This is a genomic window from Ruegeria sp. H9 (assembly GCF_056532915.1).
In genome coordinates, this window is sequence record NZ_JBQFNX010000001.1 from 659,877 (window position 1) to 686,806 (window position 26,930).

Here is a 26,930-nt window from a genome sequence, read left to right on the forward strand (position 1 = left end):
GTTTCAGATTGATCATTGACGGAGATCACCCCATGACGCGCAGGCTCAAATCGGTGCTGGCATTGCTGGCTGGGAACGCCATCGGGCTGTTGTTGGCCAGTTTGCTGCTGTCAGAGTTTGCGATCCGACCGATTTCCTTCATCGTGGTGGTAGTCGTGTTCACCCTGGTCCAGGTGATAGCCGAACCGCTGATCCTGAAGCTGGGGGAAAAGAAGGCACCGGCGCTGAAGGGCGGAATTGCCTTGATCGTGACCTTTGTTGGCCTTCTGGTCACCGATCTGATCACATCCGGTCTGACCATTGGCGGAATCTCAAATCTGTTGGCCGCAACCTTGCTGGTATGGTTGGGCGCTCTGATCGGCAGTATTGTGCTGCCGATCTACGTGTTTCCCGAACTGCGCGACCCTAAGAAATAGTCATATCGCGTCTAAACTGGCCTCGATGGCCTGCCACAACTCGTCCACCGGTTCGCACCCCACGGACAGGCGGATGAAAGCAGGATCGACAGCATCCCCCCAACGGGCGCGCCGCTCGGCCGAACTGTGGACGCCGCCGAAGGATGTAGCCGGACGCAGCAGTGGGCAGCTGTTGATGAACTGTTCGGCTTTGTTCTCGGTCTCAAGCGTGATGCTTAGCAGAAACCCGAAGCGCGTGGTTTGAGCCGTCGCCAATGTGTGCGCCGGATCATCGGTCAGTCCGGGATAGCGGATCTGTTTCACGGCCGGGTGCGCCGCCAGCCGTTCAGCCAGTATTTGTGCTGAGCTACACATCCGATCAAACCGCACATCCAGAGTCTCCAAACCCCGATGTAGCAACCACGCTTCATGTGGCCCCGGGATCGCACCGGAGACGCGGCGCCATTCCTCAACTCGCTCCATGATTTGCGGATTGCGGCTGGCTAAATGACCCATCAACAGGTCCGAATGCCCACCCATCGCTTTGGTATCTGAACTCACAACCACATCAACGCCAAGGTCCAGTGGGCGCTGGCCCAATGGGGTCATCGTTGTGTTGTCGGCGATGGTGATGCCGCCGGCCTCGCGCACGGCCTCGGCGATTACTGGCAGATCAAGCATGTCCAGACCGGGGTTCGAGGGGCTTTCTAGAAACACCACATCGAATTCATCAAAGCCACCTTCGGCAAAGTCGGTGGTTGGGCGTTCGATAACCGAGACGCCCAGATTTGACAGGAACCGATCAGCCAAAAGGCGCGTCACATAATACCCGTCGGACGGGATCAGCAGCCGCGACCCGGCTTGGACCGTCGCAAACAAGGCCGCCGAAATCGCACCCATACCCGAAGGAAAGCTGAGGCAGGGTGCATCTTCGAGATGCGACAGAACGTGTTCCAGATGCACCCAGGTCGGGTTATCGACCCGGCCATAGCTGGCATGCCCATCCGGCGCGCCGGGCAGATGGTACATGCTGCTTTGGGTCAACGGCAGGGCCACAGGCTCGCCCTTGTTCAGCGCATTCCCACGCAGGTGCAACATTTCTCCGGTCTTCGGGCTCATGGCTCAGCGCCCCGGTATTTCATCGCGTGGGGGCGCGGGTTCCCAGTTCTCGATGATCTCGACTGCCTCTTGCGCAGTGTCGACAAAGCGGAATAGGTCAAGATCCTCGTCCGAGATCGTGCCCGCATCGGCCAGCGCTTCCCAGTTGATAACCTTTTCCCAGAACTCACGCCCGAACAGCAGGAAAGGGACGCGGTCCATGCGGCCGGTCTGGATCAAAGTCAGGGATTCGAAGAGCTCATCCATGGTGCCGAAGCCGCCGGGGAAGATGGTGATGGCGCGAGCGCGCATAAGGAAGTGCATCTTGCGGATGGCGAAGTAGTGGAAATTGAAGCTGAGATCAGGCGTCACGTATAGGTTCGGAGCCTGCTCGTGCGGAAGCACGATGTTCAGGCCGATTGAACACCCGCCCGCATCCTGTGCACCACGGTTACCCGCCTCCATCACGCCGGGGCCGCCACCGGTGACGATCACATTTTCGCGGCAGCCTGTCTGATTTGACTTCTCGGTCATCAGCCGCGCAAACTCACGCGCTTCATCATAGTATTTCGACAGCCCGGCCAAGGTCTCGGTCCGTGCCGTGTGTTTCTGAGCGGGTTCCGGAATGCGCGCGCCACCGAACATGACGATGGTCGAGGTGATCTCACGCTCGGTCATGATCATCTCGGGCTTCAGCAGCTCCAGTTGCAGCCGCACGGGGCGCAGCTCATCCCGGCACAGGAAGTCATCATCAGCGAAGGCAAGGCGATAGGCCGAAGACCGCGTCTGCGGGGTATCCGGTACCTCGCTTGCGGTCGAGCGGTCGGTCTGTGCGTCGCGAAAGGGGCTGAGGCGATCTTCTCTCATATGCGGGGTTCCCTGCTTGCGTGTTTCCAAAACAGCTATAGGGTTCGCGGGCAGAGTGCCAGTCACGGAAAGACAAGAATGGATTGGAAAAGTGAAATATTGGCAGCGCGGGACCGCATTGCCGGACACGCGCAGGTCACACCGGTGATGGAAAGCCACATTCCGGGCTATCCGATTGAAATGAAGCTTGAACATATGCAGCACACGGGCAGCTTCAAAGCGCGCGGGGCGTTCAATACCCTGCTCAGCATGGATGTGCCTGCGGCAGGCGTCGTGGCGGCTTCCGGTGGCAACCACGGTGCGGCAGCGGCTTATGCCGCGCATTCACTGGGCTACCCAGCGAAGATTTTTGTGCCCGAACTTGCAGGTCCCTCCAAGATTGCGCTGATCAAGCGGATCGGGGCTGATCTGAGTGTTGTTTCGGGTGAATACGCCAATGCACTGACCATGGCGCAGGCGCATGAGGAAAGCACCGGCGCCATGCAAATCCACGCCTATGATGCGCCAGCGACGGTGGCAGGGCAGGGGACATGTTTTGCTGAATGGGACGCGCAGGGCTTGCAGGCGGACACAGTATTGGTGGCCGTGGGCGGCGGTGGGCTGATTGCCGGAGCTTTGGCATGGTTTCAGGGTGCGCGCAAAGTCGTGGCGGTCGAACCGGAAACCTCTTGCGCGCTGAATGCTGCGTTGGCTGCGGGCGAACCGGTTGATGTTTCCGTTTCGGGCATTGCAGCGAACGCACTGGGCGCACGGAGAATTGGTGAGATTTGCTTTGGGCTGGCCCAAGGTATGAGTTCGGTTCTGGTTTCTGATGATGCGATAGCGCAAGCCCAGAATACTCTGTGGCAGACGCATCGAATACTGGTTGAACCAGCAGGGGCTGCTGCGCTTGCCGCACTGATTTCGGGCGCTTACCAGCCGGAGCCGGGTGAGCGTGTCGCAGTGCTGATTTGCGGCGGGAACATCGCGCCAGATCCGCTAACAGGTTGAGAATACGGCTTGTAGATGTTGTTCATGGATTTTATCTATAATTCATGACCGCGACTATTGCCGACACAATCTATAGTGCCCTGAGCCAGAAAATCATCACCGGCGATCTTCCTGCCGGTGAAAAGCTGCGTCAGGACCATATCGCGCGCGACTTTGAGACCAGCCATGTTCCGGTGCGCGAAGCACTGCTGCGGCTTGAGGCGCATGGATTGGCCAAAAGCGAGCCGCGAAAGGGCATGCGCGTCACCGCGTTGGACCCTGCCGAAGTGCGTGAGGTGATCGAAATGCGTGTCGCGCTGGAAACGCTGGCGATGCAGCATTCCGTGCAAAACATGACCCCAGCTGCTCTGAAGGCTGCTGATGATGCACGAAAGGCGTGTGATGAGGCAGAGAGCATGCCTCAGTGGGAGGCGCGGAACAGGGTGTTTCATCGTGCCATCCTGACACCTTGCGGGTTGCCCCGTCTTTTGCATGCTGTCGATGATCTGCACATTGCCAGTGCCAGGCACCTGTTTGCACATTGGCGGCCCAAATGGGTGCAGCGCGTCGATACGGATCACGCTGCGATCATTCAGGCACTGAAGAGCAAAGACGTTTCCGCCGCAACCTCGATACTTCTGCGCCATATCCGTCGTGCAAGCTGATACTTTCTGCCTTTGAAACTACAATCTGTGCCTCCTCAGAGGATTTGACTTGATTTTTAATAGATAAAAATGATGATTAATTCCGAATCTATGCAATATTATCTATAAAAAGAGAATGACGATGAAAGCCACTCTGCAATCCACCCTCCCGGCCGCCGGAGTAATAACCCCTGCGGGTCAGATCCTTCGTGTCGCGTTGGGTATTCTTCTTTTGACCGCCAGTGCAAAAGTCCAGGTGCCATTTTGGCCTGTGCCCATGACCCTTCAAGTCGCCGCTGTCATGGCTATCGCCGCGGCATTTGGGCTGCGTCTCGGTTCTGCAACCGTGATCGGCTACATGGTCGCCGGGGCAGTGGGTTTGCCCGTGTTTGCCGGAACGCCCGAAAAAGGCATCGGGCTGGCCTATATGATGGGTGCAACCGGAGGTTATTTACTGGGTTTCGTGGTCGCCTCGGTCATGGTTGGATGGGCCGCGGACAATCTGCGTAAACTGTTTCTGGTTCCGGCGATGCTGGCTGGACTTGCGGTGATCTATGCGCTGGGTCTGGGTTGGTTGGCTCAGTTCGTGCCTGCAGACAAGGTTCTGGTTTACGGTTTCAGCCCTTTCATTCTGGGTGATCTCGTGAAGATTGCATTGGCAGCCGTTCTCGTGATTGGCCTGCCGACGGGTCTGATGCAGAAAATCCGTGGGCCGCAGCCAGATGCTTGATACCGGGCAAGATATCCGCAGCGATTGGACCGTGGATGAAGTGGAGGCGCTGATGCGCCTCCCACTGTTGGATCTGGTAGGTCGCGCAAATGTAATTCACCGGACGTATCACGATCCAAACGACATCCAAAAAGCCAGCCTGCTGTCGATAAAAACCGGAAGCTGTCCCGAGGATTGCGCCTATTGCCCGCAATCCGCCCATCATCGCGAGGTCGAGCTGACCAAGGAAAAGCTCATGAACCCTGCGCATGTCATCTCGCTTGCCAAACGGGCGCGCGATGCGGGGGCTGAACGGTTTTGCATGGGTGCTGCATGGCGTCAGGTGCGCGACGGCGAAGAATTCGACAATGTGCTGGTCATGGTGCGGGGCGTGCGCGATCTGGGCATGGAGGCTTGCGTGACCCTGGGCATGCTCAAGCCACATCAGGCCAAACGATTGGCGGAGGCGGGACTTACGGCGTACAATCATAACCTGGATACTTCGCCGGAATTCTATGGCGAGATTATTGGAACTCGTACCTATCAGGATCGTCTTGAGACCCTCAGCTATTGCCGGGACGAAGGTATTGATCTGTGCTGCGGCGGCATTATTGGTATGGGTGAAAGCCTGCGGGATCGTGCCTCGCTGTTGCAGGTCCTTGCGAATTTTGACCCGCATCCCGAAAGCGTACCGATAAACGCGCTGATCCCGATCAAAGGCACGCCGCTGGCGCATCTAGAAAAAGTAGGCATTTTTGATCTGGTGCGCATGGTTGCGACCGCGCGGATCGCCATGCCGCAAACACGGGTGCGCTTGTCGGCAGGACGGTCGGACTTTTCAACTGCCGAGCAGGCTTTGTGCTTTCTGGCTGGCGCAAATTCGGTTTTCTACGGCGATGTGTTGCTGACTGCACCCAATGCCGGAACCCAAAATGACCGGGATATGTTTGCCGCACTCAGCGCACTTACCGAAGATTGACGCAAACCGAGGTATCCGCGTCGCATTGCGCCATGGGTCTCGCTTGCGTATAGGCCACATCAACGTGAACAGATTCTCTAGGGAGACGCCCCATGTCCAATGCGCAACTGGAAGCCGCCATCGAAGCCGCCTGGGAAGTACGTGACACAATCACCCCTGCGACCACCGGCGAGCAACGAGAAGCAATCGAAGACACGCTGAGCGCGCTGGACAGCGGTTCGCTGCGGGTGGCTGAAAAGCTCGACAGTGGTGATTGGCACGTGAACCAGTGGGCGAAAAAAGCAGTTCTGCTGGGGTTTCGCATCAAGGACATGGAAATCCAGACCGGAGGCCCGCAAGACGGCGGCTGGTGGGATAAGGTCGACAGCAAGTTCGCCGGCTGGGGAGAGAACCAGTGGCGCGCGGCAGGGTTCCGCGCCGTGCCAAACTGTGTGGTCCGCAAGTCGGCCTATGTCGCACCTGGTGTGGTGCTGATGCCCTCGTTCGTGAACCTTGGCGCTTATGTCGATGAAGGCACGATGGTTGATACCTGGGCCACCGTTGGTTCCTGCGCGCAGATCGGCAAGAACGTGCACTTGTCGGGCGGCGTCGGCATTGGAGGCGTACTGGAGCCGATGCAGGCCGGTCCGACCATTATCGAGGACAACTGCTTTATCGGTGCGCGTTCGGAAGTGGTCGAAGGCTGCATCGTCCGCGAGGGTTCGGTTCTGGGCATGGGCGTATTCATCGGTAAATCCACCAAGATCGTGGACCGCGAAACCGGTGAAGTCATGTATGGCGAGGTTCCGCCCTATTCGGTGGTTGTTGCGGGCTCGATGCCGTCCAAGAACAATGTAAGCCTGTATTGCGCGGTCATCGTGAAACGCGTCGATGAAAAGACCCGTTCGAAAACTGGGATCAATGAGCTACTGCGCGACTGATCCCCTCGTTTCAGTTTGAATAGGCCGCAGAGTGCATGCTCTGCGGCCTTTCTTATTTTGGCATGAACTCCAGCACTGTTTGCTGAAAGAAATCAATCGCCGCCTCACCTCCGGCCCCTTTGGCCAGAGGGCCGACTTGATATCGGGGCGATTGAAGGGCGCGCTGCATCTTTTCGCACACCCAGACATCCTCGGTCTGAAAATCCCCCGTCTCCAGTGGGTGCAGGGTCCAGTGAGAGGATTTGATCCGACCGGATTCCGGGTCGTATCCGGGTATGTCCGCCGCGCGATGCGTATAGGTGAACCAGCCTTTAGGCGACCAGTTTCTGACCCGCAGCAGAGTTGTGTTGGCGTCGACCGGTTCCATGGTCGATATCGAAAACCCCCAGGGGTTTGGCGTCAGGATCGTGGTCGGAAACAGCATGTAGACCCCACCATAGCCCGGCGTTTCGGCATTCCGTACCGTTTTCAGGCCGGACCCTTTGGCCGAGTTTTCAACAAACTGAGGGATACGATGTTTGACGCCTTCGCGCTCGGTCGACCACCAGACCATGTTGTGGCCAAAAACCTCCCAAAGATTCTTGTCATGGGTTGGCCCGCCCAACGTGTCTTTGTGCAGATAGGCCAGATGATAGCCGTCGATTGCATTTTCAAAGAAGACCTTCCAATTGCAGTTGATCTCATAGACCACGTCGTCGGGGTTCTCTTGTAGCTCGCTTGATGCCAGATCATGAGGCCAAGGTATTTGAGCCAGATCGCCAAGCCACGCGTCAAAGCTTTGATCCGGTTCTGGGTGAACAAAAACAAGGTTGCGGAAGACACCGACTGAGGCACCGAACAACGCGGTTGCCTTCTTGTCCAGATCCGGAAAGCACTCGCGCTGGGCTGGTACTCCGCGCAATGCGCCATCCAGATTGTAGACCCAGTTGTGATAAGGGCAGACAATGGTCTTGCCTGCGTTGCCGCAACCTTCCAACAACTCGGTTCCGCGATGGCGGCATTGGTTGTGGAAGGCGCGCAAGTCGCCATTTGCGTCCCGTATGACGATCAGAGCGTAGGCCCCGGCCTGAATCGTCCTGAAATCGCCGGGTTCGGTGAAATCCATAGTCACGCCGGCAAAACTCCAGCACTTGCTGAACAGGGTTTTCTGTTCGGCCTCATACCAACTGTCCGAGACATATGCCTCACGCGGCAGTTGTTGCTTGGGTTGATCCGGAAGTGCGTCAGACGGCATTGTTGAGTCCGTTTATTGTCAAAAATGATAATCATCAATATTGACAATAAACCTTCGAATGTCCAGATTTCACCTTAAGATTTTTCTGAACCCGCTTGGAGGCAGGATGACTTTTATTCAAACCCTGAGGAATCAAAGGTGGATGACACTGCTAATTCTAGCGGCGCTTCTTGTCTCGACCTTCGCCGGGTATTACGGCCTTTGGGGTCTGTTGTTCATATTTTGGGGGCTCTTGGCGGTGCGCTCGGGGCAGGCCTTCTTGATCGAACCGATAAACCGCGCGACAGATCCGGCACTGTTCTGGTCGCTGACGGGTTTGTGGATCGGTTTGGGCGTTCTCTACGTTCTGGCGGATGTTTTTCCACCAGTTGCGAACGGATTCTGATGCCCCGTCCCAGTATGAAAGACGCCAGATCCGAGCAAATCCTGAACGCATTTATGCGTTGTGTCGCGCGGTACGGGCTGGATGGCTCGACCTTGGCGCGCATATCAGAAGAGGCGGGCGTCGGGCGGCCATTGCTGCGCCACTATCTGGGCAACCGGGATGAGATGGTTAGCAAGCTGCTAGATCACGTCCTGAAAGTCTTCGCGGATCAGGTTGAGGCGCTCTTCGACACTCTGCCGTGCACTGATCGGGTTGCAGCGATGCTGGACGCTTTGTTCGGACGCGGCACCTATTCTTCGGAAAGTGCTGCGGTTTTTGCCGCTTTGGTCGCAGCCTCAGAAAGACACGCGGATTTGCGAGAACCCTTGCTTGGGTTTGTCTATGACTTCGAGGCAAGGATCGCTGCTGAAATCATGAACGAACTGCCTGCTGCCAATGTGCAAGGGGTCCAAGCCGTGGCAGCGGGTATGTCCGCAATTTATTTCAATACGGATGCTGTGATGCCATTGCGACCCCGGGCGGAATGGCGCGACACGCAGCGCGTGGCAGCGCAGATGCTGTTGGACCACCTATACGCCAGCACCTGCGACTGAGTTGACCGTGCCATCGGGCCAGCGTATTGCGGGCACTATGGAAAAGCAGAAAAAACCTTCGCGCCAGCAAGTCTATACGTTGTTGGTTCAGATCGGTCGCAAAGATGGCGACGGCCTGCCCGAAGGCGCGACCGGGGCGGCGTTGATGTGTTTTGCCAGCGGCGTGGACGAGGCCGAAGCCGTGCGCGAGACAGTAGCGATCCTGAAGCAGGCCGATACTGCACCGCTGGATGTCACCGGCTATGGCACCCTGGCCGAGCGTGAGGCGCAAGGACATGATATCGATCCGGATGAGCGGGCATTGATGCAACGGGCGCTGGATGAAAACGCGGTTATCGTGGCACAGATGACGCCATTCTTCGGCGACGAGGAAACTGCTTAGTTTCTTACCCCGAACCACTTGCGATAGATTTCGTCATAGGTGCCGTCTTCGCGCAGGGACAGCAGCGCCTGATTGACGTCTTCGACCAATGGCGATCCGGTTGGAAATGCGATCCCATAGTTTTCACGCAGGAAGATGCCCCCGGTCATTGTCGCCATTCTGCGCCCTTCGTGGCTTGCATAATAGGACAGAATCGGAGCGTCGAAAACGACCGCATCCAAATCCTTATTCTCAAACGCGTTCAGCATGTCCTGCAGATCGCCATAGCCGGTATAGTCGATCTCGCGCCGGTTCAGAAAACTGGCGGCGGTTGAATCGGAAATCGTCCCGACCTGTTTGCCGTAAAGGTCGTTGACCGAATTGACGCTGCCGGTGATTGCGTCCACCGTCATCACCGAGGTGATCCGGGCCGTGAAAACGGAGACGATGAATAGGGATGAAACCACCAGTACTACACCCAACAGGCGGCCAAACGGGGTGCGCGGCATCCGCTCTTCAAAGCCACCGTTCACCACCAGGTTGAGGGCCCACCAGAACGAGGGGAACCACGCCTCATTCAATTTGCGATCAAAGTAGGGCTGCGCGCGTTTCTCAAAACTCCACATCAGCATGCCGCCACCAAGCAGGATCGCAAAGGCCAGCCCGATGGCGATGAACAATTCCCGAGACAGCAAAGCGTGCAACAGCGATGGCTGGCGAGCGGCCTCTGACGGGACCATGATCTGTAATCCGGCCTCAAATATCGGTTGCGTGAAATCCATTCGGGTTTCGCGCAAGGCGGTGATCGATATATTAGCGATCGCCAGATCGGCAGAACCATCCTGAACCGCGCCCAACATTTCTCCAAATGTCTCGACGCGGTTGACCGAGTATTCCCAGCCGAGTGATTCAGACAGTGCCGCCAGAAGATCCATCGAGAAACCGGTCTGGGCACCGTCCTCAACAAATGAGAACGGAGGACGGGTTACCGTTGTAACCGTAAGAGACTGGGCCTGGCTTTGCTGCGCAATAGTCGCGAAAGTCAGGCAGATCAATGCGAAGAAGACACGCTTCATGTGGAATCACCTGTTTCGCGGCCCTCTAACGCACTTAAGGGCAGCGCGGCAAGGCAGCCGCTGGGTCAACGCTCATGTTTTGTTGGGGTGCAAAATCAAGCCGCTTGGGCATTCGGTCTCGGAATTCGACTATTCGGGGTTGGCAATCCGGGCAATTCGTTGAATCTGTGCACGAACACAGGCACCCCTAAGGACAAGAGGCCCAATATGACCGATCCAGTTGAGCTGACAGCAAATCTGATCCGTTGCCCATCAGTCACACCTGATGAAGGCGGGGCATTGGTCTTGCTGCAGCAGGTGCTGGAGGAGGCGGGATTCTATTGCACTCGCGTAGATCGAGGTGGAACCTGCAACCTCTTCGCCCGGTGGGGGCAGAAGGGTCACGCGCGCAGCTTTGGCTTTAATGGTCATACGGATGTGGTTCCGGTAGGGGATGAAGCAGCCTGGACCATGCCCCCCTTTGGCGCCGAGGTCCGGGACGGGGTGATGTACGGCCGGGGCGCAACGGATATGAAATCGGGCGTGGCAGCATTTGCGGCAGCGGCTATCGATTTTGTGCGTGACACGCCCCCGGATGGGGCGGTGATCCTGACGATCACAGGTGATGAAGAAGGCGACGCACTGGATGGCACTGTTGCTTTACTGGATCACATGGCCGCAACGGATGAGCGGATGTCGGTTTGTCTGGTGGGCGAACCCACCTGTCCGAACACGATGGGCGAAATGATGAAGATCGGTCGACGCGGTTCGATGACTGCGTGGTTCACTGTGACCGGAGTGCAGGGGCATTCGGCCTATCCGCATCGGGCGAAGAACCCGGTGCCAGCGATGGCACGGCTGATGGATCGGCTGGCCAGCCGCGAACTGGATCAGGGTACCGACCACTTTGACGCCTCGACCTTGGCGGTTGTCACGATCGACACCGGTAATCCGGCGACAAATGTGATCCCGGCGCAATGTTCTGGGACAGTGAACATCCGGTTCAATGACCTGCATTCCGGGGCCAGTTTGAGCGATTGGTTGCAATCCGAGGCAGCCGCCGTTGCCGAGGCGTTCGGCGTCGATGTCGAGACCCGGATCAAGATTTCGGGTGAAAGCTTTCTGACCCCTCCGGGGGCATTGTCTGATCTGGTAGCTCATGCTGTTAAGGCAGAAACCAATATCCGCCCCGCGCTTTCGACCACCGGCGGGACCTCGGATGCCCGCTTCATCAAAGATCATTGCCCGGTGGTCGAGTTTGGTCTGGTCGGGCGCACCATGCATCAGGTTGATGAATGTGTCGAAGTGGCGCAAATTCATCAACTCAAGGCGATCTACACCCGTATTCTGACGGATTACTTCGCCTGATCCATGCAGAAAACGCTGGTCATAATGGTGAAAGAGCCACGTCCAGGGCGGGTCAAGACCCGTTTGGGGCGCGATATCGGCATGGTTGGGGCTGCTTGGTGGTTTCGGCATCAAACGCGATCTCTGATCCGGCGTCTGCGTGATCCGCGCTGGCAGATTGTACTGGCGGTCTCTCCAAATAGGGAGGGAATGGACAGTCGGGTCTGGCCTGTTGATTTACCCCGGAAGCCTCAGGGGCGCGGAGATCTGGGCGACCGCATGGGGCGGATGTTGCGCGGTGCTCCCGATGGTCCGGTGTGCCTGATCGGTGCGGATATTCCGGGCATTACACGGGGTCACATTGCGCGGGCTTTTCGCGCGTTGGGCCGGGCTGAGATGGTGTTCGGGCCCGCCCCGGATGGTGGCTATTGGCTGGTCGGTGCGCAGCGCTATGGGGCGCTGCCTTCGGGGCTGTTCCAAGACGTGCGTTGGTCGACGAGACATGCGTTGGCCGACACGTTGGCTTCGATTCCCGGGCGTCGGGTGGCGTTGCTGGATCATCTGCGCGATGTGGATACCGTGGCCGATCTGCACGGCTGACATGAGGCACCGCTTTTTGACCATGACGCGGTTGCATGCTCGTGCTAGGCCAAACTCATGACACGCATTCCGACCAAGCAAGAGGTCCTCGACTGGATCTCGGCGAACCCTACCCTGACCTCGAAACGTGATATTGCCAAGGCTTTTGGCATCAAGGGCGCGGATCGGATCGATCTGAAGCGTATCCTGAAAGAACTTGAGGCCGACGGCCATCTGGAAAAACGCAACCGCAGCTATCGCGATCCGGATCGTCTGCCGCCGGTCAGCGTGTTGCAGGTGAAGGCCCCGAACGTAGATGGCGACCTGTTTGCGCGCCCGTTGGAGTGGCACGGTGAGGGGGTCGAGCCCATCGTTCTGCTCGTAACGCGTGCCAGCGATCCGGCGCTGGGTGAGGGTGACCGCATTCTGGCCCGCCTGACCGTGGTGCATGAGGAAGATCACAATTACGAAGCCCGCTTGATCCGCCGCATTGGCACCAACCCACGCAAGATCGTCGGTATCTTCCGCAAAGGGGCCGAGGGTGGCCGGATCGTACCTATCGACAAGGCTGGTCAGACAGAATGGCTGGTCGCGGACGGGGCCGTTCTGGGGGCCAAGGACGGTGAGCTGGTCGAGGCCGAGCAGGCCGGACCCAAGAACCGCATGGGCCTGCCACGTGCGCGCATTGTTGAAAGGCTCGGCGATCCGACCGCGCCCAAGGCTGTCTCGTTGATCGCCATCCACCAACACGGTATTCCCGACGACTTCCCGGACAAGGTGATCGAAGAAGCCGACAAGGCCAAACCCGTTGGACTGAAAGGGCGTGAAGACCTGCGGGATATGCCGTTGCTGACCATCGATCCTGCGGATGCACGGGACCACGACGACGCCTGCTATGCCCATGCCGATGACGATCCCAAGAACCCGGGTGGCCATGTGATCTGGGTCGCCATCGCTGACGTCGCCGCCTATGTGAAACCCGGTACGGCTCTGGATCGCGAGGCACGCAAGCGGGGCAACTCCAGTTACTTCCCGGACCGCGTAGTGCCGATGCTGCCGGATCGCCTGTCCGGCGATCTATGCTCCCTGCACGAAGGCGTCCCGCGCGCTTGTATCGCGGTTCGGATGCAGATTGATGCCGAAGGCAACAAGATCGGCCACCGGTTCGTGCGCGGCCTGATGCGCTCTGCCGCCTCGCTGAATTATACCGAGGTGCAGGAGGCCATCGACGGCAACCCGAACGACCGCACCGGGCCGCTGTTGGATACGGTGCTGAATCCGCTTTACGCCGCCTATGCTGCGCTGAAAAAGGCACGTTCCGTGCGGCAGCCGCTGGAACTGGACCTGCCTGAGCGCAAAATCGTACTCAGCGATGCGGGAGAGGTGACCAGCGTCGCGTTCCGTGACCGGCTGGATGCGCACAAGCTGATCGAGGAATTCATGATCCTCGCCAATGTCGCCGCTGCCGAGACCCTGATCGCCAAACGCCGCCCGCTACTGTTCCGCGTCCACGAAGAGCCCGCGCCTGAAAAGCTGGAAAGCCTGAGAGAGACGGCGCAGGCGGCGGGACTAAATCTCGCCAAAGGACAGGTATTGCAGACCCGACATTTGAACGCGCTGCTAAACGCTGCTGCTGGTACCGAGGATGCGGAACTGATCAACCTGACGACCCTGCGGTCGATGGCGCAGGCCTATTACAACCCCGAAAATTTCGGCCATTTTGGGCTGGCTCTGCGGAACTATGCGCATTTCACTTCTCCCATCCGGCGCTATGCCGATCTGATCGTGCATCGCGCGCTGATCTCAGCCCATGGCTGGGGCAAGGACGGATTGACCGAGGATGAGATTGCACGGTTGGAAGAAACGGCGACCCATATCTCGGATACCGAGCGCCGCTCGATGATGGCCGAGCGCGATACGACTGATCGCTATCTGGCGGCCTATCTCAGCGAGCGGGTCGGCAATGAGTTTTCTGGCCGGATCAGCGGTATTGCCCGGTTCGGTGCCTTCGTGAAGATGGACGAGACCGGAGCGGACGGTCTGGTTCCAGTGCGTTCGCTGGGGCGAGAGTTTTTCCATTTCGACCGAGAGGCCGGGACGCTGATGGGCTCGGACACCGGGCTGATCATCGCCATTGGCCAGCGTGTCACGGTGCGGTTGACCGAGGCGACGCCTGTGACGGGCGGATTGGAATTGGAGTTGTTGTCCATCGATGATCAGGCGCTGCCGCGCGGCCGTGGCCCCGCCAAGCGCGGAACGCGGCGCAAGGCCGCCAGCACCAAGCGCAAGAAGGACAAGATCAAGCGCAAGGTCGAACGCAAACGCCGTCAGAGATGATAAGTAAGCGCGCGCGCAATCAGCCAGCCATGGCGCGTAGGATCAATCTGATCGGGCCGGTCGAACAGAATCGCGCGATTGCCGTCGATCCGATCCTCTCCAGGAAAGGCGGAAGTAAAATCCCCCATCAGTCGGCTTTGGCAGTGTACGAACAACGCAAAGCAAGCCGCCTTGTGTCCGCCCAAACGAATCGTCGAGCCTTTGGGCGCCAGATAGGCGGGCTGGCCCCACCGCAACGCTTCTTCCAGAGGCTGAGCGCGTGGCAGCGAGGCCGCAGTTTCGAAGATCAACTCGCGCAGCGCTAGTGCCCCATTGCGCGTCTCTTCCGGTAGCGCCTCATAGGCTGCAGCGACTTTTTTGTCCTCAAAGGCTGTCATGATAGCGGGATCGCCTGCTCCATTCGGTCGATATAGCTGTTGAGCAGCTTATCTTGTTTAATCCGTCGGGTCAGGGGGGTGTCTGACGGTGTCGCGCGCATCGCCGCCAGCATTGGACCGACGCTCATGTCCGCCGAGGTAGGTTTCTCTCCCATCAGGTAGGGCGATTGCCAAAGATAGGCCGAGATCGCCTCAAAGTCGCGCTCCAGCCGGTCTTGTCGTTCGACGGGCGAAAAGCGGGATACACCTTGAAACGCGAGCCCCTTGAGAACGGATTTCCGGATCGAATTCGAAACCGGCTTGCGGATCAGTGCGGGAATGACGGTAAAGAATGTATCGCGCAGGATTGGCCAAACCTCATCATTGGCCCAACGGTCCTGCACGACATGAAAGTAAAGGTGTTCCTCGGCCATGCGGACCAGTGCGCGGGACTGGGCTTTTTGCAGGTCAGTCAGGCCAGCATCGAAATCGGCCCCCTGAGCCTCAATCCAGTCGCGGATCAGGTCGCTGTCCGGAATCAGACGTTCAGGCGTGCGCAGAACCGGCAGCTTCTGGTGTGGCATCTTGCGTGGGTCCAACAGATCGGACCGTTGCCAGCGCAGGCCCGCGCTTTGAAGCATCAGGGCCGTTTTCACACAGAATGGGCTGGCGCTGAACAGGCCAAAGGCAGAGGGGAAGGTGAGAAGGGTCAGCATCATCAGCTCCATAGTTGGGACGCCTGATGGATACGCCGGACTGATGACAGATTCTGACATTAGATTTAGAGTAGAATATACTATGTCCCGCACCGCCCGTCTTTTTCAGTTGATGCAGGCCCTACGATCTGGCCCCTCGCCCAGGACGTCGGTTCAATTGGCGCAGGATTTAGGCGTTTCGCCGCGCACAGTGCACCGGGATATCGATGCATTGCGTGGCCTCGGAGCGATAATCGACGGAGAGGCCGGGTTCGGGTTCACCCTAATCGAGGATGCGACCCTACCGCCGTTGGGTTTCACCAATGACGAGCTCGAAGCACTGGTGTTGGGCTTGCGCGAGGTACAATTGATCGGAGACCCGGCGCTGTCGGATGCCGCAAGCGCAGCCTTACGCAAGCTGCAGGGCCGATTGCCGCAGCGCCAGTCGAACCGATTGAGCCATGCGGTTTTGACCGCCACGCGATTTGACAGGCCGGCCGTGCCAACCATCGATGTCGCCGAACTGCGCCAAGCAGCGTGGGACGAACGCGTGATCGAGTTCGCCTATACCGATGCCAAAGGCGCAGACACCCGTCGTCGGGTCAATCCGCTGAGCATCGTCTATATGGACCGTGCCAGCGTATTGCTGAGTTGGTGCCACCTGCGACAGGATTTCCGAGTGTTTCGGCTGGATCGTATGCAGGGCATGGATGTGACCGAGGATAGCTTCCGACCCAATCGCGTATCGCTATTGCGTGATGCCATTGCCCGTATTCGCGCGGAACGTGAGGAACAGGATCAGGAAACCTGACGTTCTGCGTTTTGAGAAATCCCGATTGTGCGCTATCATCGGCTCTGAGCAGTAATCAGGATAAAACGGAATGCGTAAGTGTGTAGGTGGCGTTATGACCGCCGCATTATGGGCATCCATCGTGCAGGCGGATACAACAGAAAATTCGATACGGCCTCTGGCCCGACCTATGGTCGACAATGTGCAACTGGCCTCGGCGGACGTGACGGTCTCGGTACGGCCCGTGCTGCGGCCTAAGGTCGAGGTGCAACGTGTATCGGCAGACGGGAATGCCCGATTTCAGGCTTGGCTGGGGGCATTTCGCAAGCGGGCGCAAGAGCAGGGCATCTCGGTCAATACGCTGGATCGGGCGTTGGCTGGGGTGACCTATGACAGTGACATCATCAAACGCGATCGCAATCAGGCGGAGTTTTCCAAACCGATCTGGGAATATCTGGACGGAGCGGTTTCAAAAACGCGGATATCCAACGGTCGCGCTGGGCTAGACAAGCACCGAGAGACTTTGACCCGGATCGAAGCCCAGTACGGCGTCGAAAAAGAGGTCGTGACCGCGATCTGGGGTCTTGAGACTTCGTTCGGCACCTACCGAGGAAGCAAGCAAACCATTCGGTCGCTGGCGACTTTGGCCTTTGATGCTCGACGAGCAAACTTTTTTGAGGGACAGCTGATCGCCGCGTTGCAGATACTGCAGGCAGGGGATGTCGACCCTGAGAATATGGTAGGCAGTTGGGCTGGGGCGATGGGGCATACACAGTTCATGCCGACCTCGTTTCTTGATTTCGCGGTTGATTTCGATGGAGATGGGCGTCGCGAGATCTGGTCGGATAATCCAACTGATGCCTTAGCATCAGCCGCTTCTTATTTGGCAAAACATGGATGGACCAAAGGCCAACCTTGGGGGGTCGAGGTGCAACTACCATCCGACTTTGACTACGCCAACGCGCGGCGAGATTTCACTCTGATGCCGTCGGAATGGGCGGCCCGTGGGGTTCTTGCTTACTCGGGCAAGGCAGTGCCCGATCACGGTCAAGCGGCAATTCTGTTACCGGCGGGTGGTCGGGGTGTCGCCCTGATGATCTTCAATAATTTCAAAGTGATCGAGGCCTACAACGGCGCCGATGCCTATGTGATCGGCATCGGGCATCTGTCCGACCGGCTTGCAGGAGGCTCTCCGTTTGAGGCCGATTGGCCGCGTGGCGATCGCGTATTGAGCTTTACTGAAAAGAAAGAACTACAGCGTCGGCTGACTCAGGCGGGCTTCGATACACAAGGGATCGATGGGCGCACCGGGCCAAATACGATTAACGCGGTGCGCGCGTTTCAGGTTGCTCAGGGGTTGATCCCGGATGGATACCCGTCGCTCGGCCTGCTGGAAAGGATGCGCTGATAATTAGGGCGGCCCAATTGGGTCGCCCATGATCTAATGATCAGGACGCAGGCTTCATCAGACCTTTTTCGTTGATTTCAACCAACGCATCATCCAACGATTTTTGAATGCGCACGAACATCTCGTCGATTTCGGCCGGTGTAATGACCAACGGCGGAGAGATGACCAAGCGGTCGTCCACATGACGCATGATCAGATTGTTTTTGAAGCAATGTTCGCGGCAGATATATCCGATCGTGCCGGGATCTGATGCGAACTTGGCTCGGCTTGCCTTTTCAGGCGTCAATGCGATGGACCCCATCAATCCTGCGATCTTTGCCTCTCCGACCAGCGGATGCTCGACCAATGCGTCCCATTTCTTTTTCATATAGGGCGCGGCCACGTTGCGCACATGATCGACGACGTTTTCTTCTTCGAGGATGCGCAGATTTTCGAGCGCAACTGCTGCGGCAACCGGGTGGCCGGAATAGGTGTAGCCATGGTTGAACTCGGTGGCGCTGATGACACGGGCGACTTCGTCGCAGACGATCGATCCGCCAATAGGTGCATAGCCTGAGCTAAGGCCCTTGGCGATTGTCATGATATGCGGTTTGATCCCGACGGTTTGCGAGCCAAACCAGTTGCCGGTTCGGCCAAACCCGCAGATCACCTCATCCGCGATCAGCAGTATATCGTACTTGTCGCAGATGCGCTTAATTTCAGGCCAATATGTGTCGGGTGCGATGATCACGCCGCCTGCGCCCTGCACAGGTTCGGCGATGAAGGCAGCGACGCGATCTTCGCCCAGTTCCTGAATGGCTTCTTCCAGCTCGCGCGCGCGGGCAAGGCCGAATTCCTCGGGGCTCATATCGCCGCCTTCCGCCCACCAGTTCGGCTGGTTGATATGGTGGACATTCGGGATTGGAATGCCGCCCTGCGCATGCATTCCTGCCATGCCACCCAACGACGCCGATCCAACAGAAGAACCGTGATAGGCATTCTTGCGGCTGATGATGATGTTCTTGTCCGGCTGACCTTTTTCGGCCCAATAGGTGCGCACTAGACGGATGTTGGTGTCGTTGGCCTCGGACCCGCTTCCGGCAAAGAAGACATGGTTCAGATCACCTGGCGCAAGCTCAGCCAGTTTTGCAGCCAGCGCAATGGCGGGCGTATGGGTCGTCTTGAAGAAAGTATTATAGTACGGCAGCTCGCGCATTTGACGTGCGGCTGCATCGGCCAGCTCGTCGCGGCCATATCCGATATTCACGCACCACAATCCGGCCATACCATCCAGAATTTCATGACCTTCGCTATCGGTCAGATAGACGCCCTTGGCACGGGTGATGACCCTGACACCTTCGTCTGCCAGCGACTCATTGGTTGAAAAAGGATGCAGATGGTGTGCTGCGTCCAGCGCCTGCAATTCGGCAGTGGGCATGTGATTGGTGATGGTGGACATCTCGGATTCTCCAGCAAGCGTCGTTGCCAGATAGAATATGATCAAATTTTATGCTGTCAATCGAATCGCTGGTTTCTAGGTGCTTGGCAAAGCATCGCCCATCATTCCCATACCCTGCTCAATGTCCTGCGCTGTTGCTAACGCGGCCTTTTCTGCATCTCGCTCACGTAGCGCGGCAATAATGTCTTTGTGTCTGTCGGGCAGGCTTTGAGTGCCGAAGCGACCGCAAACGATGCGCAGCGAAGGGCCGAATCGCAGCCATAGCCGTTCGGCTAGATCAACAAGTATCGGAGCGTCCGCATGGGAATACAAAGATTGGTGAAAGGCGTGGTTCAAACGCAGGTAACCCCCTACGTCCCCATCCGCGATCATATTGTCCAATCGTTGATCCAGCTGCTCAAGATAGTCGATCTCGGTTATAGATATGTTCTTTGTGGATCGCCTGGAAAGCTCTGTTTCTATTGAAATTCTTGCGAAAATCATCTGCTCGATGTCGTTGGTTGAAAGCAGCGGGACGCTCACGCGACGATTGCCCTGAAAAATGAGCGCGCCGTCGGAAATCAGACGGCGTATTGCCTCGCGCACCGGAGTCATGCCGACACCAAGCGAATCAGTCAGGCCCTGGATCGTGACCGGCTGCCCGGGCACGAGATCGCCAAACAGAATCTGGGATTTCAGTGTCCGATAGACCTGTTCGTGCGCTGGGCGTTTTTCTTCATCTACCGGAGGTGTATCTGCTTTATTTTTGATCAAATCCAAAAGGTTTGCCTCAATCCATGTGTTTCTGTCTTGCCAGAATCTTCACCTATTCCGACCATAGGTGAAACCGTCGTGAAACGCAAAACTTGATCAAATCCAAAAAAAGGTCAAAATGGCCGCACAGTTGCAGGGAGAAAAATATGAAACTGAAAACGCTGGGGATGACAGCGATCGTCGCATTGGGGACTTCGGCCGCGTTTGCTGAAGAAGTGCGCGTCTATAACTGGTCCGACTACATCGACGAAGATCTGCTGAGCAAATTCGAAGAAGAAACAGGGCTAACCCTGATCTACGATGTGTTCGACAGCAACGAGGTTCTGGAAACAAAAATGCTGGCCGGTGGGTCAGGCTATGATGTGGTTGTGCCTTCAGGCACTTTCCTACAACGCCAGATCCAGGCCGGCGCATTCCAGGAACTGGATGCCGCCAAGCTGTCGAATGCAGGCAACCTATGGGATGTGATCCAGGAACGAACCGCAGGGTATGACCCCAACAACGCCTACTCGATCAACTATATGTGGGGCACGACAGGTATCGGGTTGAATGTCGGCAAGGTCAAAGAAGTGCTGGGCGACGATGTTGCGCTTAACAGCATGGATCTGGTGCTCAAGCCCGAGAACATGGAAAAGCTGGCCTCGTGTGGGGTGCATTTCCTCGACGCACCGTCTGAGATCATTCCGATGGTGCTGCAGTATATCGGCGAAGACCCTGACAGCCACGACACAGACGTAATTGGGAAAACCGAAGAGATTCTGACCAGTGTGCGCCCGTATGTTCAGAAATTCCATAGTTCGGAATACATCAATGCGCTCGCCAATGGTGATATCTGCGTTGCTGTCGGCTGGTCGGGCGACATCTTGCAGGCACGCGACCGTGCGGCGGAAGCGGATAACGGCGTGGAAATTGAATACCATCCCTTTGCGGAAGGCTCGCTGATGTGGTTTGACCAGATGGCTATTCCGGTCGACGCACCAAACCCCGAAGGCGCGCACCAGTTCCTGAACTTTATCCTGGATGCCAACAACATGGCTGCGGCGTCGAACTATGTGTACTACGCCAACGGCAACAAGGCCTCGCAGGAGTTTCTTGAAGAGGACGTGATCGGTGATCCGGCGATCTATCCGGATGATGCGACCATGCAGAACCTCTACATCACCACACCTTATCCGGCAAAGACCCAGCGGGTGGTGACACGTCTCTGGACCAAAGTGAAATCAGGCACCTGATCTGATCAAAGCGCAAGGCGGGCCCACTGCCTTGCGCCATTTTTATCCTGACCGATAAACGGGGGCCGCCTTGAATTCTGAAGTCTTTGCGCCGTGGGATGACCCGCAGGCGAAACCCTTGATCCAGTTCCAGAACGTCACCAAGCGTTTTGGCGCATTCACCGCAATCGACAATCTTTCATTGGATATCTACGAGCGTGAGTTCTTTGCGCTGCTCGGCCCGTCGGGCTGCGGCAAGACCACGATGATGCGGATGCTGGCCGGATTCGAAACCCCCACCGATGGTCACATCCTTCTGGGCGGACAAGATATCGACCCGATCCCGCCCAACAAACGGGCGGTAAACATGATGTTTCAGTCGTATGCGCTGTTTCCTCATCTCAGCATCTGGGACAACATCGCCTTTGGCCTGCGCCGGGACAACATGCCCAAGCGCGATCTGGAAGAGCGGGTCGATGAGATGCTGCGCCTAACCCGGCTGGAACAGTTCGCACGGCGCAAGCCGCACCAGATCTCGGGTGGTCAACGCCAACGCGTTGCGCTGGCCCGGTCATTGGCCAAAGCACCAAAACTGCTATTGCTCGACGAACCTTTGGGCGCTTTGGATAAGAAACTCCGTCAGGATACTCAGTTCGAGTTGATGGACATTCAGGAAAAAACCGGCACGACCTTTGTCATCGTGACGCACGATCAAGAAGAGGCGATGACCGTTGCCAGCCGAGTGGCCGTGATGGATCAGGGCAAACTGATGCAAGTGGCCACTCCAGATCGCATCTATGAGACGCCAAACTCGGTTTATGTTGCTGATTTCATTGGGGATGTGAATATCATTGAGGGACGCGCTACCGCAGCAGGCGACGAAAGCTATCAGATTGAGTGGGCAGAAGGGCAGCCCCCGTTAGCGGCATCTTCTGCGACCCAACTGTCCAATGGTCAGGGCTGTCATCTGGCGATCCGGCCTGAAAAGGTCGCGATCTCTGCCGAGCGCCCGGTCGATGCGATCAACGCCATTCAGGGCAAGGTGCATGACATCGCCTATCTGGGCAACTTGTCGACCTATCATGTCGAACTGCCAAACGGCACGATTATCAAAGCGCAAACAGCGAATACCCGCCGCATCTCGCGCCGCTCGTTCACCTGGGAAGACCCGGTTTGGCTGTCCTGGACAGCGACTGCCGCAGTTCTGCTGGAAAACTGATGCGCCGCGCTGTTCTTATTGCTGTCCCGTATGTCTGGTTGCTGGCACTGTTCTTGGTGCCGTTCTTTATCGTCCTAAAGATATCGCTTTCAGACACCGCACTTGCCATTCCGCCCTACACTCCGACGCTGGACCTGTCCGCAGGTTGGGCGGGTATCAGGGAATTCTTCAGCCAGCTTGATCTGGAAAACTTTGTCTGGCTCACTGAAGATGATCTTTATTGGAAGGCCTATCTGTCCAGCGTAAAGATCGCGCTGATCTCAACGGTGTTGACGCTGATTGTCGGGTATCCGATCGCATATGCGATGGCGCGCGCACCTGAAGAGTGGCGACCTACATTCATGATGCTGGTCATCCTTCCGTTCTGGACTTCGTTCCTGATCCGGGTCTACGCATGGATGGGTATCCTCAGCAACGAAGGCTATCTGAACCAATTGTTGCTGTGGACGGGCATCATCTCGACCCCGTTGACCATTCTGAACACGAATACCGCAGTTTATATCGGTATCGTTTATACCTACCTACCTTTTATGATCCTGCCGATTTATTCGTCGCTTGAACGGATGGACGGGTCGCTGATCGAAGCCGCCGAAGACCTTGGGTGTTCGCGTCTGCAGGCATTCTGGTTGATCACAATCCCCTTGTCGCGCCCCGGTATTATCGCGGGCTGCTTCCTCGTGATGATTCCGGTGATTGGGGAATTCGTAATCCCCTCGCTACTGGGCGGATCGGGGACCTTGATGATCGGTAAGGTGCTGTGGGAAGAGTTCTTCTCGAACCGCGATTGGCCCGTCGCCAGCGCGGTGGCCGTGGTTCTGTTGCTCATCCTCGTGATCCCGATTGTGCTGTTCCAGCGCAACCAGCAAAAGCAGACGGAGGCAGAACAATGAACAGGCTGAGCTGGTTCAACACTGTCTCACTGACGCTGGGATTTGCCTTTCTGTATATCCCGATGATCATCCTGATCATCTTCAGCTTCAACGAAAGCAAGCTAGTCACTGTTTGGGCCGGTTTTTCGACCAAATGGTACGGCGAGTTGATGCAGAACGAAGCCTTTCTTGATGCAGCCTGGGTCACGCTGCGCGTTGCCGTATTTTCATCAACGCTGGCCACGATTCTGGGCACCGCAGCGGCCTATGTTCTGGTACGCGGTGGGCGGTTCTTTGGGCGAACGCTGTTTTCCGGGATGATCTATGCCCCTCTGGTGATGCCCGAAGTGATCACGGGTCTGTCGCTGCTGCTGCTGTTCATTGGAATTGGCTTGGATCGGGGTATCCTGACCATCGTACTGGCGCATACGACGTTTTCGATGTGTTTTGTCTCGGTCGTAGTGTCCTCGCGCCTTGTGACCTTTGATCGATCGCTGGAAGAGGCCGCACTGGATCTGGGCTGTTCTCCTGCGCAGGCGTTTCGCTTGGTCACCCTGCCGATCATCGCTCCGGCGGTGATTTCAGGATGGCTACTGGCTTTCACCCTGTCGCTGGATGACCTGGTGATTGCCTCGTTCACATCTGGGCCTTCTGCCACCACCTTGCCGATCAAGATTTTCTCGGCTGTGCGTTTGGGCGTCAGTCCCGAGATCAATGCGCTGTCGACGTTAATGATCGCGGTTGTCACGGTGGGCGTTATTACCGCGTCCCTGGTGACCAAGCGGGCGATGGTTCGGCAGAAACAGGATGAGTTGGCCGCGGCAAGCGCTGAATGAGGCGTATATTTCCTGATTACGCCTACGGACCTGCGCCACGCGCGGGTTGTTGGTGGGACGAGACGATCGCGACCCCTGCTTGGCCAAAGCTCGAAGACGATATCAGCGTTGATGTCGCCGTCATCGGGGGCGGATTTACCGGCTTGTCCGCCGCATTGCATCTGTCCGAGGCAGGGGTTTCGGTCGCTGTGTTCGAGGCGGAAACACCGGGCTGGGGGGCGTCCGGTCGAAACGGGGGCTTTTGTTGTCTGGGCGGGTCAAAGCTCAGCAAGGCTGGCCTGACCCGTCGCTATGGTCAGGTGGCAACGCAGGCCTATTACCAAGCGGAAGAAGACGCCGTTTCACTGGTTGCTGACCTTCTGCGTGATAACCAAATCGACGCCGAAACGCATTCCAAGGGTGAAACTCAACTGGCCCATTCACGGCGTGCGATGGAACGATTGCGCCGGTCGGCCGATCCGGCCGGACAATTGCACGAAATCGGCGAACTGAGGAGCCTTGGGTTAGGCGGTGCGTTTTTCGGCGGCTATACAACGCCAATTGGCTTTGCCCTGAACCCCCGAAAGTATCTGTTCGGTTTGGCTGGCGCCGCCCAGGCAAAGGGCGCAACTCTGTTCCAGAACAGCCCGATCACGCAGATCAAACAGACCGCCTCGGGATTCGTGCTGACCTCGCCTGCGGGTCACGTTCGTGCTTCGAACGTTCTGGTGTGCACAAATGGCTACTCAAGCGAGGATCTGCCGCCCTGGTTGGCCGCGCGTTATATGCCTGCACAGTCAACGGTTCTTGTGACGCGGCCTCTGACTGATGTCGAGCTGCAGGCGCAAGGCTGGACGTCGGATCAGATGGCCTATGACACGCGTAATTTGCTGCACTATTTCCGATTGATGCCCAATCGACGATTTCTGTTTGGGACACGAGGGGGGCTGCTTTCATCCCCTGGGGCTGAGGCGCGCATTCGGCAAAAGGCCTTCGGGGATTTCAGGCGGATGTTCCCCGCCTGGGACACGGTCGATGTCACAAATAAGTGGTCCGGCATGGTTTGCCTTGCCCGGAACCTTGTGCCCTTTGTGGGCCCGGTTGCTGAGCATCCGGGGATGTTTGCAGGATTTGCTTACCACGGCAATGGCGTGGCGATGGGAACATATTGCGGTCGTGCTTTGGCGCGACTGGTGCTGGGGCAACCTGCTGACATTCCGCCGCCCATTGCGGGTACGCCGGGGCGGTTTCCCTTTGGCCGTTGGCGTCGCGCTGTCATGCCGCCAGCCTATGCGTATCTGGGTCTGGCGGACCTATAAGGCCTCAACTTCCAGCTCATACCCAATGGCATAATCAGCCGCACCGTTTTCGGCCCGCCAAAGACAATAAGCTGCCATGCGCCAGGCAAACCAAGGCCTCAATGACAGATAGCGTTCGGTGATATCGGGTATGTCGTAGGCCTTAAGAAACAGCGTCTCTTCGGCCTCGGACAAGGGCGCGCCCCGATAGAGTTGCTGCATCGCAGGTGAGAGGAATATCGCCAAGTCTTCACATGGGTCACCGAAGGCCGGGCATTGCCAATCGATCAGCGTCAGCCCATTTTTCGATTGCAAGATGTTTCCCGCGACCGGATCGCCATGGATCAAGCACCGCGCGGATAACGGCGGTACGTGGGCCTGAGGTTTTTTTGCAAGCAACGATCGCCGCTCTTCCGCGTGGCAATCAGCCAGAATTTGACACGCATGCTGTTCCAGATCTTCGCTGCCATTGCAGCCGTTAGGGAGGTCCAGATTGACCGGAATTTGGTGCAACCTTCCAAGCAGATGGGCCACGCCCGAAACATCGTCCTGCCAAGGGACGCCCGGTGCGTGGTCATAGTAGACCCAGCTGTCGTCTCCAAAGGAACCCGTGGCACGTAAATTGGGCACGAAGCCAAAGCTGTTGAGCGTGCGTAGACATTCTGACTCAAGCCGGGCATCGTTGCGAAACAAGGGGTTCTGAAACCCGGTACTGTATAGCTTAAGCACGGCATCACTAGTGCCGGACAAAACCTTCCAGACATGATTGGTCCGCCCACCGTACAACACCTCGAAGGTCACGTCGTGGCGGATCAAACCTTGGGTGCTGAGCTGGGCAACAAGACCCGGGGGAGGTTGGTGATGATCAGACAGGACAGATACCGGGTTAGGGGGCGAGTCGCGATGCGCCAAGCTTTGGCCCGCCTTGCCTTCCAGATCAAGCGCCCGTGCGGATTTGCGTGACCATTTCGGCGGACACCTCTGCACCGCTCTCCAGTTTCAGGATGATGCCACCTTCGCTGACCTGTGCCTCTACCACCCGACCGAAGGCAGATGCGGGCGTGCTGGTTAGTAACTCACCTCTTTTGAAGCTCTCCAATGTAGCTGAGTAACTGCCAGCGGGAAAGGGATCACCTGCACTGCTGACCCCGGCCCACTCGAATTCGGCCTTATCGGTAGGCACAGGGATGCGATCGACAATGGTGCCCTGGTCGTTGCGGATGACCAACTCGGCCCGGTCGGCAGTGGGTTCGGCCCGTGCAAAAATCGGAACAGGCTGATCTACAAAGCGAAACGGTGCATCGGTTTTGACATTCATCCCAACCCACCCGGTGAGCTGATTAAGATCGACTGCCCCCATTGTCAGCGCGAGACCGGAGAGAAGCTCATTGGCTTTGACTTGTTGTTCGACCATCGAGAACTGCGCCAGCTGAGAGGCATATTCGGAGGAATCCAGAGGTTCAAGCGGATCCTGATTGCGCGCCTGCACGGTCAGCATGCGCAGAAAGGTCTCGAAATCTGACGTCAGTGCCGAGCGTTCCGAATTGTTGTTTGCGCCGGGATTTGCACCCGTTGCGGTCACTGAATTGGTCGCTGAAATCATTAG

The 26,930-nt window shown here is 57.4% G+C and carries 29 protein-coding genes; 19 read left to right on the forward strand and 10 right to left on the reverse strand.

All coding sequences use genetic code 11. The annotated features are described in order from the left end of the window. Positions 1-32: 32 nt before the first annotated feature. The gene (locus ACR0CZ_RS02940) at positions 33-416 is read left to right on the forward strand and encodes a hypothetical protein (protein WP_170399056.1); all 384 of its coding nucleotides are present in this window, start codon (positions 33-35) and stop codon (positions 414-416) included. On the opposite strand, the gene ACR0CZ_RS02945 is transcribed toward ACR0CZ_RS02940, so the two are convergent. Both ACR0CZ_RS02945 and ACR0CZ_RS02950 read right to left on the reverse strand, forming a co-directional pair. Continuing rightward, entirely contained in the window at positions 417-1,514 is a 1,098-nt protein-coding gene (locus ACR0CZ_RS02945; protein ID WP_170399053.1) for a cystathionine gamma-lyase, read from the reverse strand. A gap of 3 nt (positions 1,515-1,517) precedes the next feature. Further along, a complete protein-coding gene (locus ACR0CZ_RS02950; RefSeq protein ID WP_170399048.1) occupies positions 1,518-2,360 on the reverse strand; it encodes an LOG family protein in 843 nt (280 codons plus the stop codon). 78 nt (positions 2,361-2,438) lie between these two features. Between ACR0CZ_RS02950 and ACR0CZ_RS02955 the strand changes: the two genes are divergently transcribed. From ACR0CZ_RS02955 to dapD, 5 genes are all read left to right on the forward strand, one after another. Beyond that, on the forward strand, positions 2,439-3,350 hold the full coding sequence (locus tag ACR0CZ_RS02955) for a threonine/serine dehydratase (RefSeq protein ID WP_170399045.1): 912 nt from the start codon (positions 2,439-2,441) through the stop codon (positions 3,348-3,350). A gap of 44 nt (positions 3,351-3,394) precedes the next feature. Further along, positions 3,395-3,994, forward strand: a complete 600-nt coding sequence (locus ACR0CZ_RS02960; protein WP_170399042.1) for a GntR family transcriptional regulator — start codon at positions 3,395-3,397, stop codon at positions 3,992-3,994. Between the two features lie 121 nt (positions 3,995-4,115). Continuing rightward, the gene (locus ACR0CZ_RS02965; RefSeq protein ID WP_170399039.1) at positions 4,116-4,703 is read left to right on the forward strand and encodes a biotin transporter BioY; all 588 of its coding nucleotides are present in this window, start codon (positions 4,116-4,118) and stop codon (positions 4,701-4,703) included. Beyond that, the gene (gene bioB, locus ACR0CZ_RS02970) at positions 4,696-5,661 is read left to right on the forward strand and encodes a biotin synthase BioB (RefSeq protein WP_170399036.1); all 966 of its coding nucleotides are present in this window, start codon (positions 4,696-4,698) and stop codon (positions 5,659-5,661) included. The genes ACR0CZ_RS02965 and bioB overlap by 8 nt, the downstream gene beginning before the upstream one ends. 92 nt (positions 5,662-5,753) lie before the next feature. Continuing rightward, a complete protein-coding gene (gene dapD / locus ACR0CZ_RS02975; RefSeq protein WP_170399035.1) occupies positions 5,754-6,581 on the forward strand; it encodes a 2,3,4,5-tetrahydropyridine-2,6-dicarboxylate N-succinyltransferase in 828 nt (275 codons plus the stop codon). A 52-nt stretch (positions 6,582-6,633) separates the two neighbouring features. Here the strand turns inward: dapD and ACR0CZ_RS02980 are convergent, their stop codons facing one another. After that, positions 6,634-7,815, reverse strand: coding sequence for an aromatic ring-hydroxylating oxygenase subunit alpha (locus ACR0CZ_RS02980; RefSeq protein ID WP_480537091.1), 1,182 nt, complete (start codon positions 7,813-7,815; stop codon positions 6,634-6,636). Positions 7,816-7,957: 142 nt separating this feature from the next. On the opposite strand from ACR0CZ_RS02980, the gene ACR0CZ_RS02985 reads away from it, so the two are divergent. Genes ACR0CZ_RS02985 through ACR0CZ_RS02995 form a run of 3 tightly spaced genes read left to right on the forward strand, consistent with a single transcriptional unit; the run spans position 7,958 to position 9,175 of the window. After that, positions 7,958-8,200: a hypothetical protein gene (locus ACR0CZ_RS02985; protein ID WP_255611946.1), complete on the forward strand. Its 243-nt coding sequence runs from the start codon at positions 7,958-7,960 to the stop codon at positions 8,198-8,200. 14 nt (positions 8,201-8,214) lie between these two features. Then, the gene (locus tag ACR0CZ_RS02990; protein ID WP_480554100.1) at positions 8,215-8,793 is read left to right on the forward strand and encodes a TetR/AcrR family transcriptional regulator; all 579 of its coding nucleotides are present in this window, start codon (positions 8,215-8,217) and stop codon (positions 8,791-8,793) included. Between the two features lie 37 nt (positions 8,794-8,830). Next, the gene (locus ACR0CZ_RS02995) at positions 8,831-9,175 is read left to right on the forward strand and encodes a hypothetical protein (protein ID WP_170399025.1); all 345 of its coding nucleotides are present in this window, start codon (positions 8,831-8,833) and stop codon (positions 9,173-9,175) included. Here ACR0CZ_RS02995 and ACR0CZ_RS03000 read toward each other — a convergent pair. Beyond that, entirely contained in the window at positions 9,172-10,230 is a 1,059-nt protein-coding gene (locus ACR0CZ_RS03000) for a transporter substrate-binding domain-containing protein (protein ID WP_170399022.1), read from the reverse strand. The genes ACR0CZ_RS02995 and ACR0CZ_RS03000 overlap by 4 nt on opposite strands. 207 nt (positions 10,231-10,437) lie before the next feature. On the opposite strand from ACR0CZ_RS03000, the gene dapE reads away from it, so the two are divergent. Genes dapE through rnr form a run of 3 tightly spaced genes read left to right on the forward strand, consistent with a single transcriptional unit; the run spans position 10,438 to position 14,472 of the window. Further along, on the forward strand, positions 10,438-11,577 hold the full coding sequence (dapE, locus tag ACR0CZ_RS03005; RefSeq protein WP_170465556.1) for a succinyl-diaminopimelate desuccinylase: 1,140 nt from the start codon (positions 10,438-10,440) through the stop codon (positions 11,575-11,577). Between the two features lie 3 nt (positions 11,578-11,580). Further along, the gene (locus ACR0CZ_RS03010) at positions 11,581-12,156 is read left to right on the forward strand and encodes a TIGR04282 family arsenosugar biosynthesis glycosyltransferase (protein WP_480537090.1); all 576 of its coding nucleotides are present in this window, start codon (positions 11,581-11,583) and stop codon (positions 12,154-12,156) included. Positions 12,157-12,213: 57 nt separating this feature from the next. Beyond that, positions 12,214-14,472, forward strand: coding sequence for a ribonuclease R (rnr, locus tag ACR0CZ_RS03015; RefSeq protein WP_170465552.1), 2,259 nt, complete (start codon positions 12,214-12,216; stop codon positions 14,470-14,472). Here rnr and ACR0CZ_RS03020 read toward each other — a convergent pair. Both ACR0CZ_RS03020 and ACR0CZ_RS03025 read right to left on the reverse strand, forming a co-directional pair. Next, the gene (locus tag ACR0CZ_RS03020) at positions 14,463-14,849 is read right to left on the reverse strand and encodes a DUF1801 domain-containing protein (protein ID WP_170406797.1); all 387 of its coding nucleotides are present in this window, start codon (positions 14,847-14,849) and stop codon (positions 14,463-14,465) included. The two genes, rnr and ACR0CZ_RS03020, sit on opposite strands and share 10 nt — an antisense overlap. Then, on the reverse strand, positions 14,846-15,544 hold the full coding sequence (locus ACR0CZ_RS03025) for a glutathione S-transferase family protein (RefSeq protein ID WP_480502903.1): 699 nt from the start codon (positions 15,542-15,544) through the stop codon (positions 14,846-14,848). The genes ACR0CZ_RS03020 and ACR0CZ_RS03025 overlap by 4 nt, the downstream gene beginning before the upstream one ends. 82 nt (positions 15,545-15,626) lie before the next feature. On the opposite strand from ACR0CZ_RS03025, the gene ACR0CZ_RS03030 reads away from it, so the two are divergent. Together ACR0CZ_RS03030 and ACR0CZ_RS03035 are read left to right on the forward strand one after the other, a co-directional pair. Next, positions 15,627-16,334 (forward strand): helix-turn-helix transcriptional regulator, encoded by a 708-nt coding sequence (locus ACR0CZ_RS03030; protein WP_170399003.1) that lies wholly within the window; start codon positions 15,627-15,629, stop codon positions 16,332-16,334. A 70-nt stretch (positions 16,335-16,404) separates the two neighbouring features. Continuing rightward, the gene (locus tag ACR0CZ_RS03035; protein WP_170399000.1) at positions 16,405-17,721 is read left to right on the forward strand and encodes a lytic murein transglycosylase; all 1,317 of its coding nucleotides are present in this window, start codon (positions 16,405-16,407) and stop codon (positions 17,719-17,721) included. Between the two features lie 40 nt (positions 17,722-17,761). On the opposite strand, the gene ACR0CZ_RS03040 is transcribed toward ACR0CZ_RS03035, so the two are convergent. After that, positions 17,762-19,159: an aspartate aminotransferase family protein gene (locus ACR0CZ_RS03040; protein WP_170425910.1), complete on the reverse strand. Its 1,398-nt coding sequence runs from the start codon at positions 19,157-19,159 to the stop codon at positions 17,762-17,764. A 75-nt stretch (positions 19,160-19,234) separates the two neighbouring features. Beyond that, positions 19,235-19,918: a GntR family transcriptional regulator gene (locus ACR0CZ_RS03045; RefSeq protein ID WP_170398994.1), complete on the reverse strand. Its 684-nt coding sequence runs from the start codon at positions 19,916-19,918 to the stop codon at positions 19,235-19,237. 140 nt (positions 19,919-20,058) lie between these two features. On the opposite strand from ACR0CZ_RS03045, the gene ACR0CZ_RS03050 reads away from it, so the two are divergent. The 5 genes from ACR0CZ_RS03050 (at position 20,059) to ACR0CZ_RS03070 (ending at position 25,345) form a co-directional block, all read left to right on the forward strand. Further along, entirely contained in the window at positions 20,059-21,144 is a 1,086-nt protein-coding gene (locus ACR0CZ_RS03050; RefSeq protein WP_170398992.1) for a polyamine ABC transporter substrate-binding protein, read from the forward strand. 70 nt (positions 21,145-21,214) lie between these two features. Further along, positions 21,215-22,342, forward strand: a complete 1,128-nt coding sequence (locus tag ACR0CZ_RS03055) for an ABC transporter ATP-binding protein (protein WP_170398990.1) — start codon at positions 21,215-21,217, stop codon at positions 22,340-22,342. After that, entirely contained in the window at positions 22,342-23,232 is an 891-nt protein-coding gene (locus tag ACR0CZ_RS03060; RefSeq protein ID WP_170398987.1) for an ABC transporter permease subunit, read from the forward strand. The genes ACR0CZ_RS03055 and ACR0CZ_RS03060 overlap by 1 nt, the downstream gene beginning before the upstream one ends. Then, on the forward strand, positions 23,229-24,047 hold the full coding sequence (locus tag ACR0CZ_RS03065; RefSeq protein ID WP_170398984.1) for an ABC transporter permease: 819 nt from the start codon (positions 23,229-23,231) through the stop codon (positions 24,045-24,047). The genes ACR0CZ_RS03060 and ACR0CZ_RS03065 overlap by 4 nt, the downstream gene beginning before the upstream one ends. Then, positions 24,044-25,345 (forward strand): NAD(P)/FAD-dependent oxidoreductase, encoded by a 1,302-nt coding sequence (locus ACR0CZ_RS03070; protein WP_170465550.1) that lies wholly within the window; start codon positions 24,044-24,046, stop codon positions 25,343-25,345. Before ACR0CZ_RS03065 ends, ACR0CZ_RS03070 begins: the two co-directional genes overlap by 4 nt. On the opposite strand, the gene ACR0CZ_RS03075 is transcribed toward ACR0CZ_RS03070, so the two are convergent. Further along, complete coding sequence (locus ACR0CZ_RS03075) at positions 25,340-26,311, reverse strand: phosphotransferase family protein (protein ID WP_480502901.1); 972 nt, start codon at positions 26,309-26,311, stop codon at positions 25,340-25,342. The two genes, ACR0CZ_RS03070 and ACR0CZ_RS03075, sit on opposite strands and share 6 nt — an antisense overlap. Further along, the gene (locus tag ACR0CZ_RS03080; RefSeq protein ID WP_170398978.1) at positions 26,262-26,927 is read right to left on the reverse strand and encodes a flagellar hook capping FlgD N-terminal domain-containing protein; all 666 of its coding nucleotides are present in this window, start codon (positions 26,925-26,927) and stop codon (positions 26,262-26,264) included. The genes ACR0CZ_RS03075 and ACR0CZ_RS03080 overlap by 50 nt, the downstream gene beginning before the upstream one ends. Between the last annotated feature and the right edge of the window lie 3 nt (positions 26,928-26,930).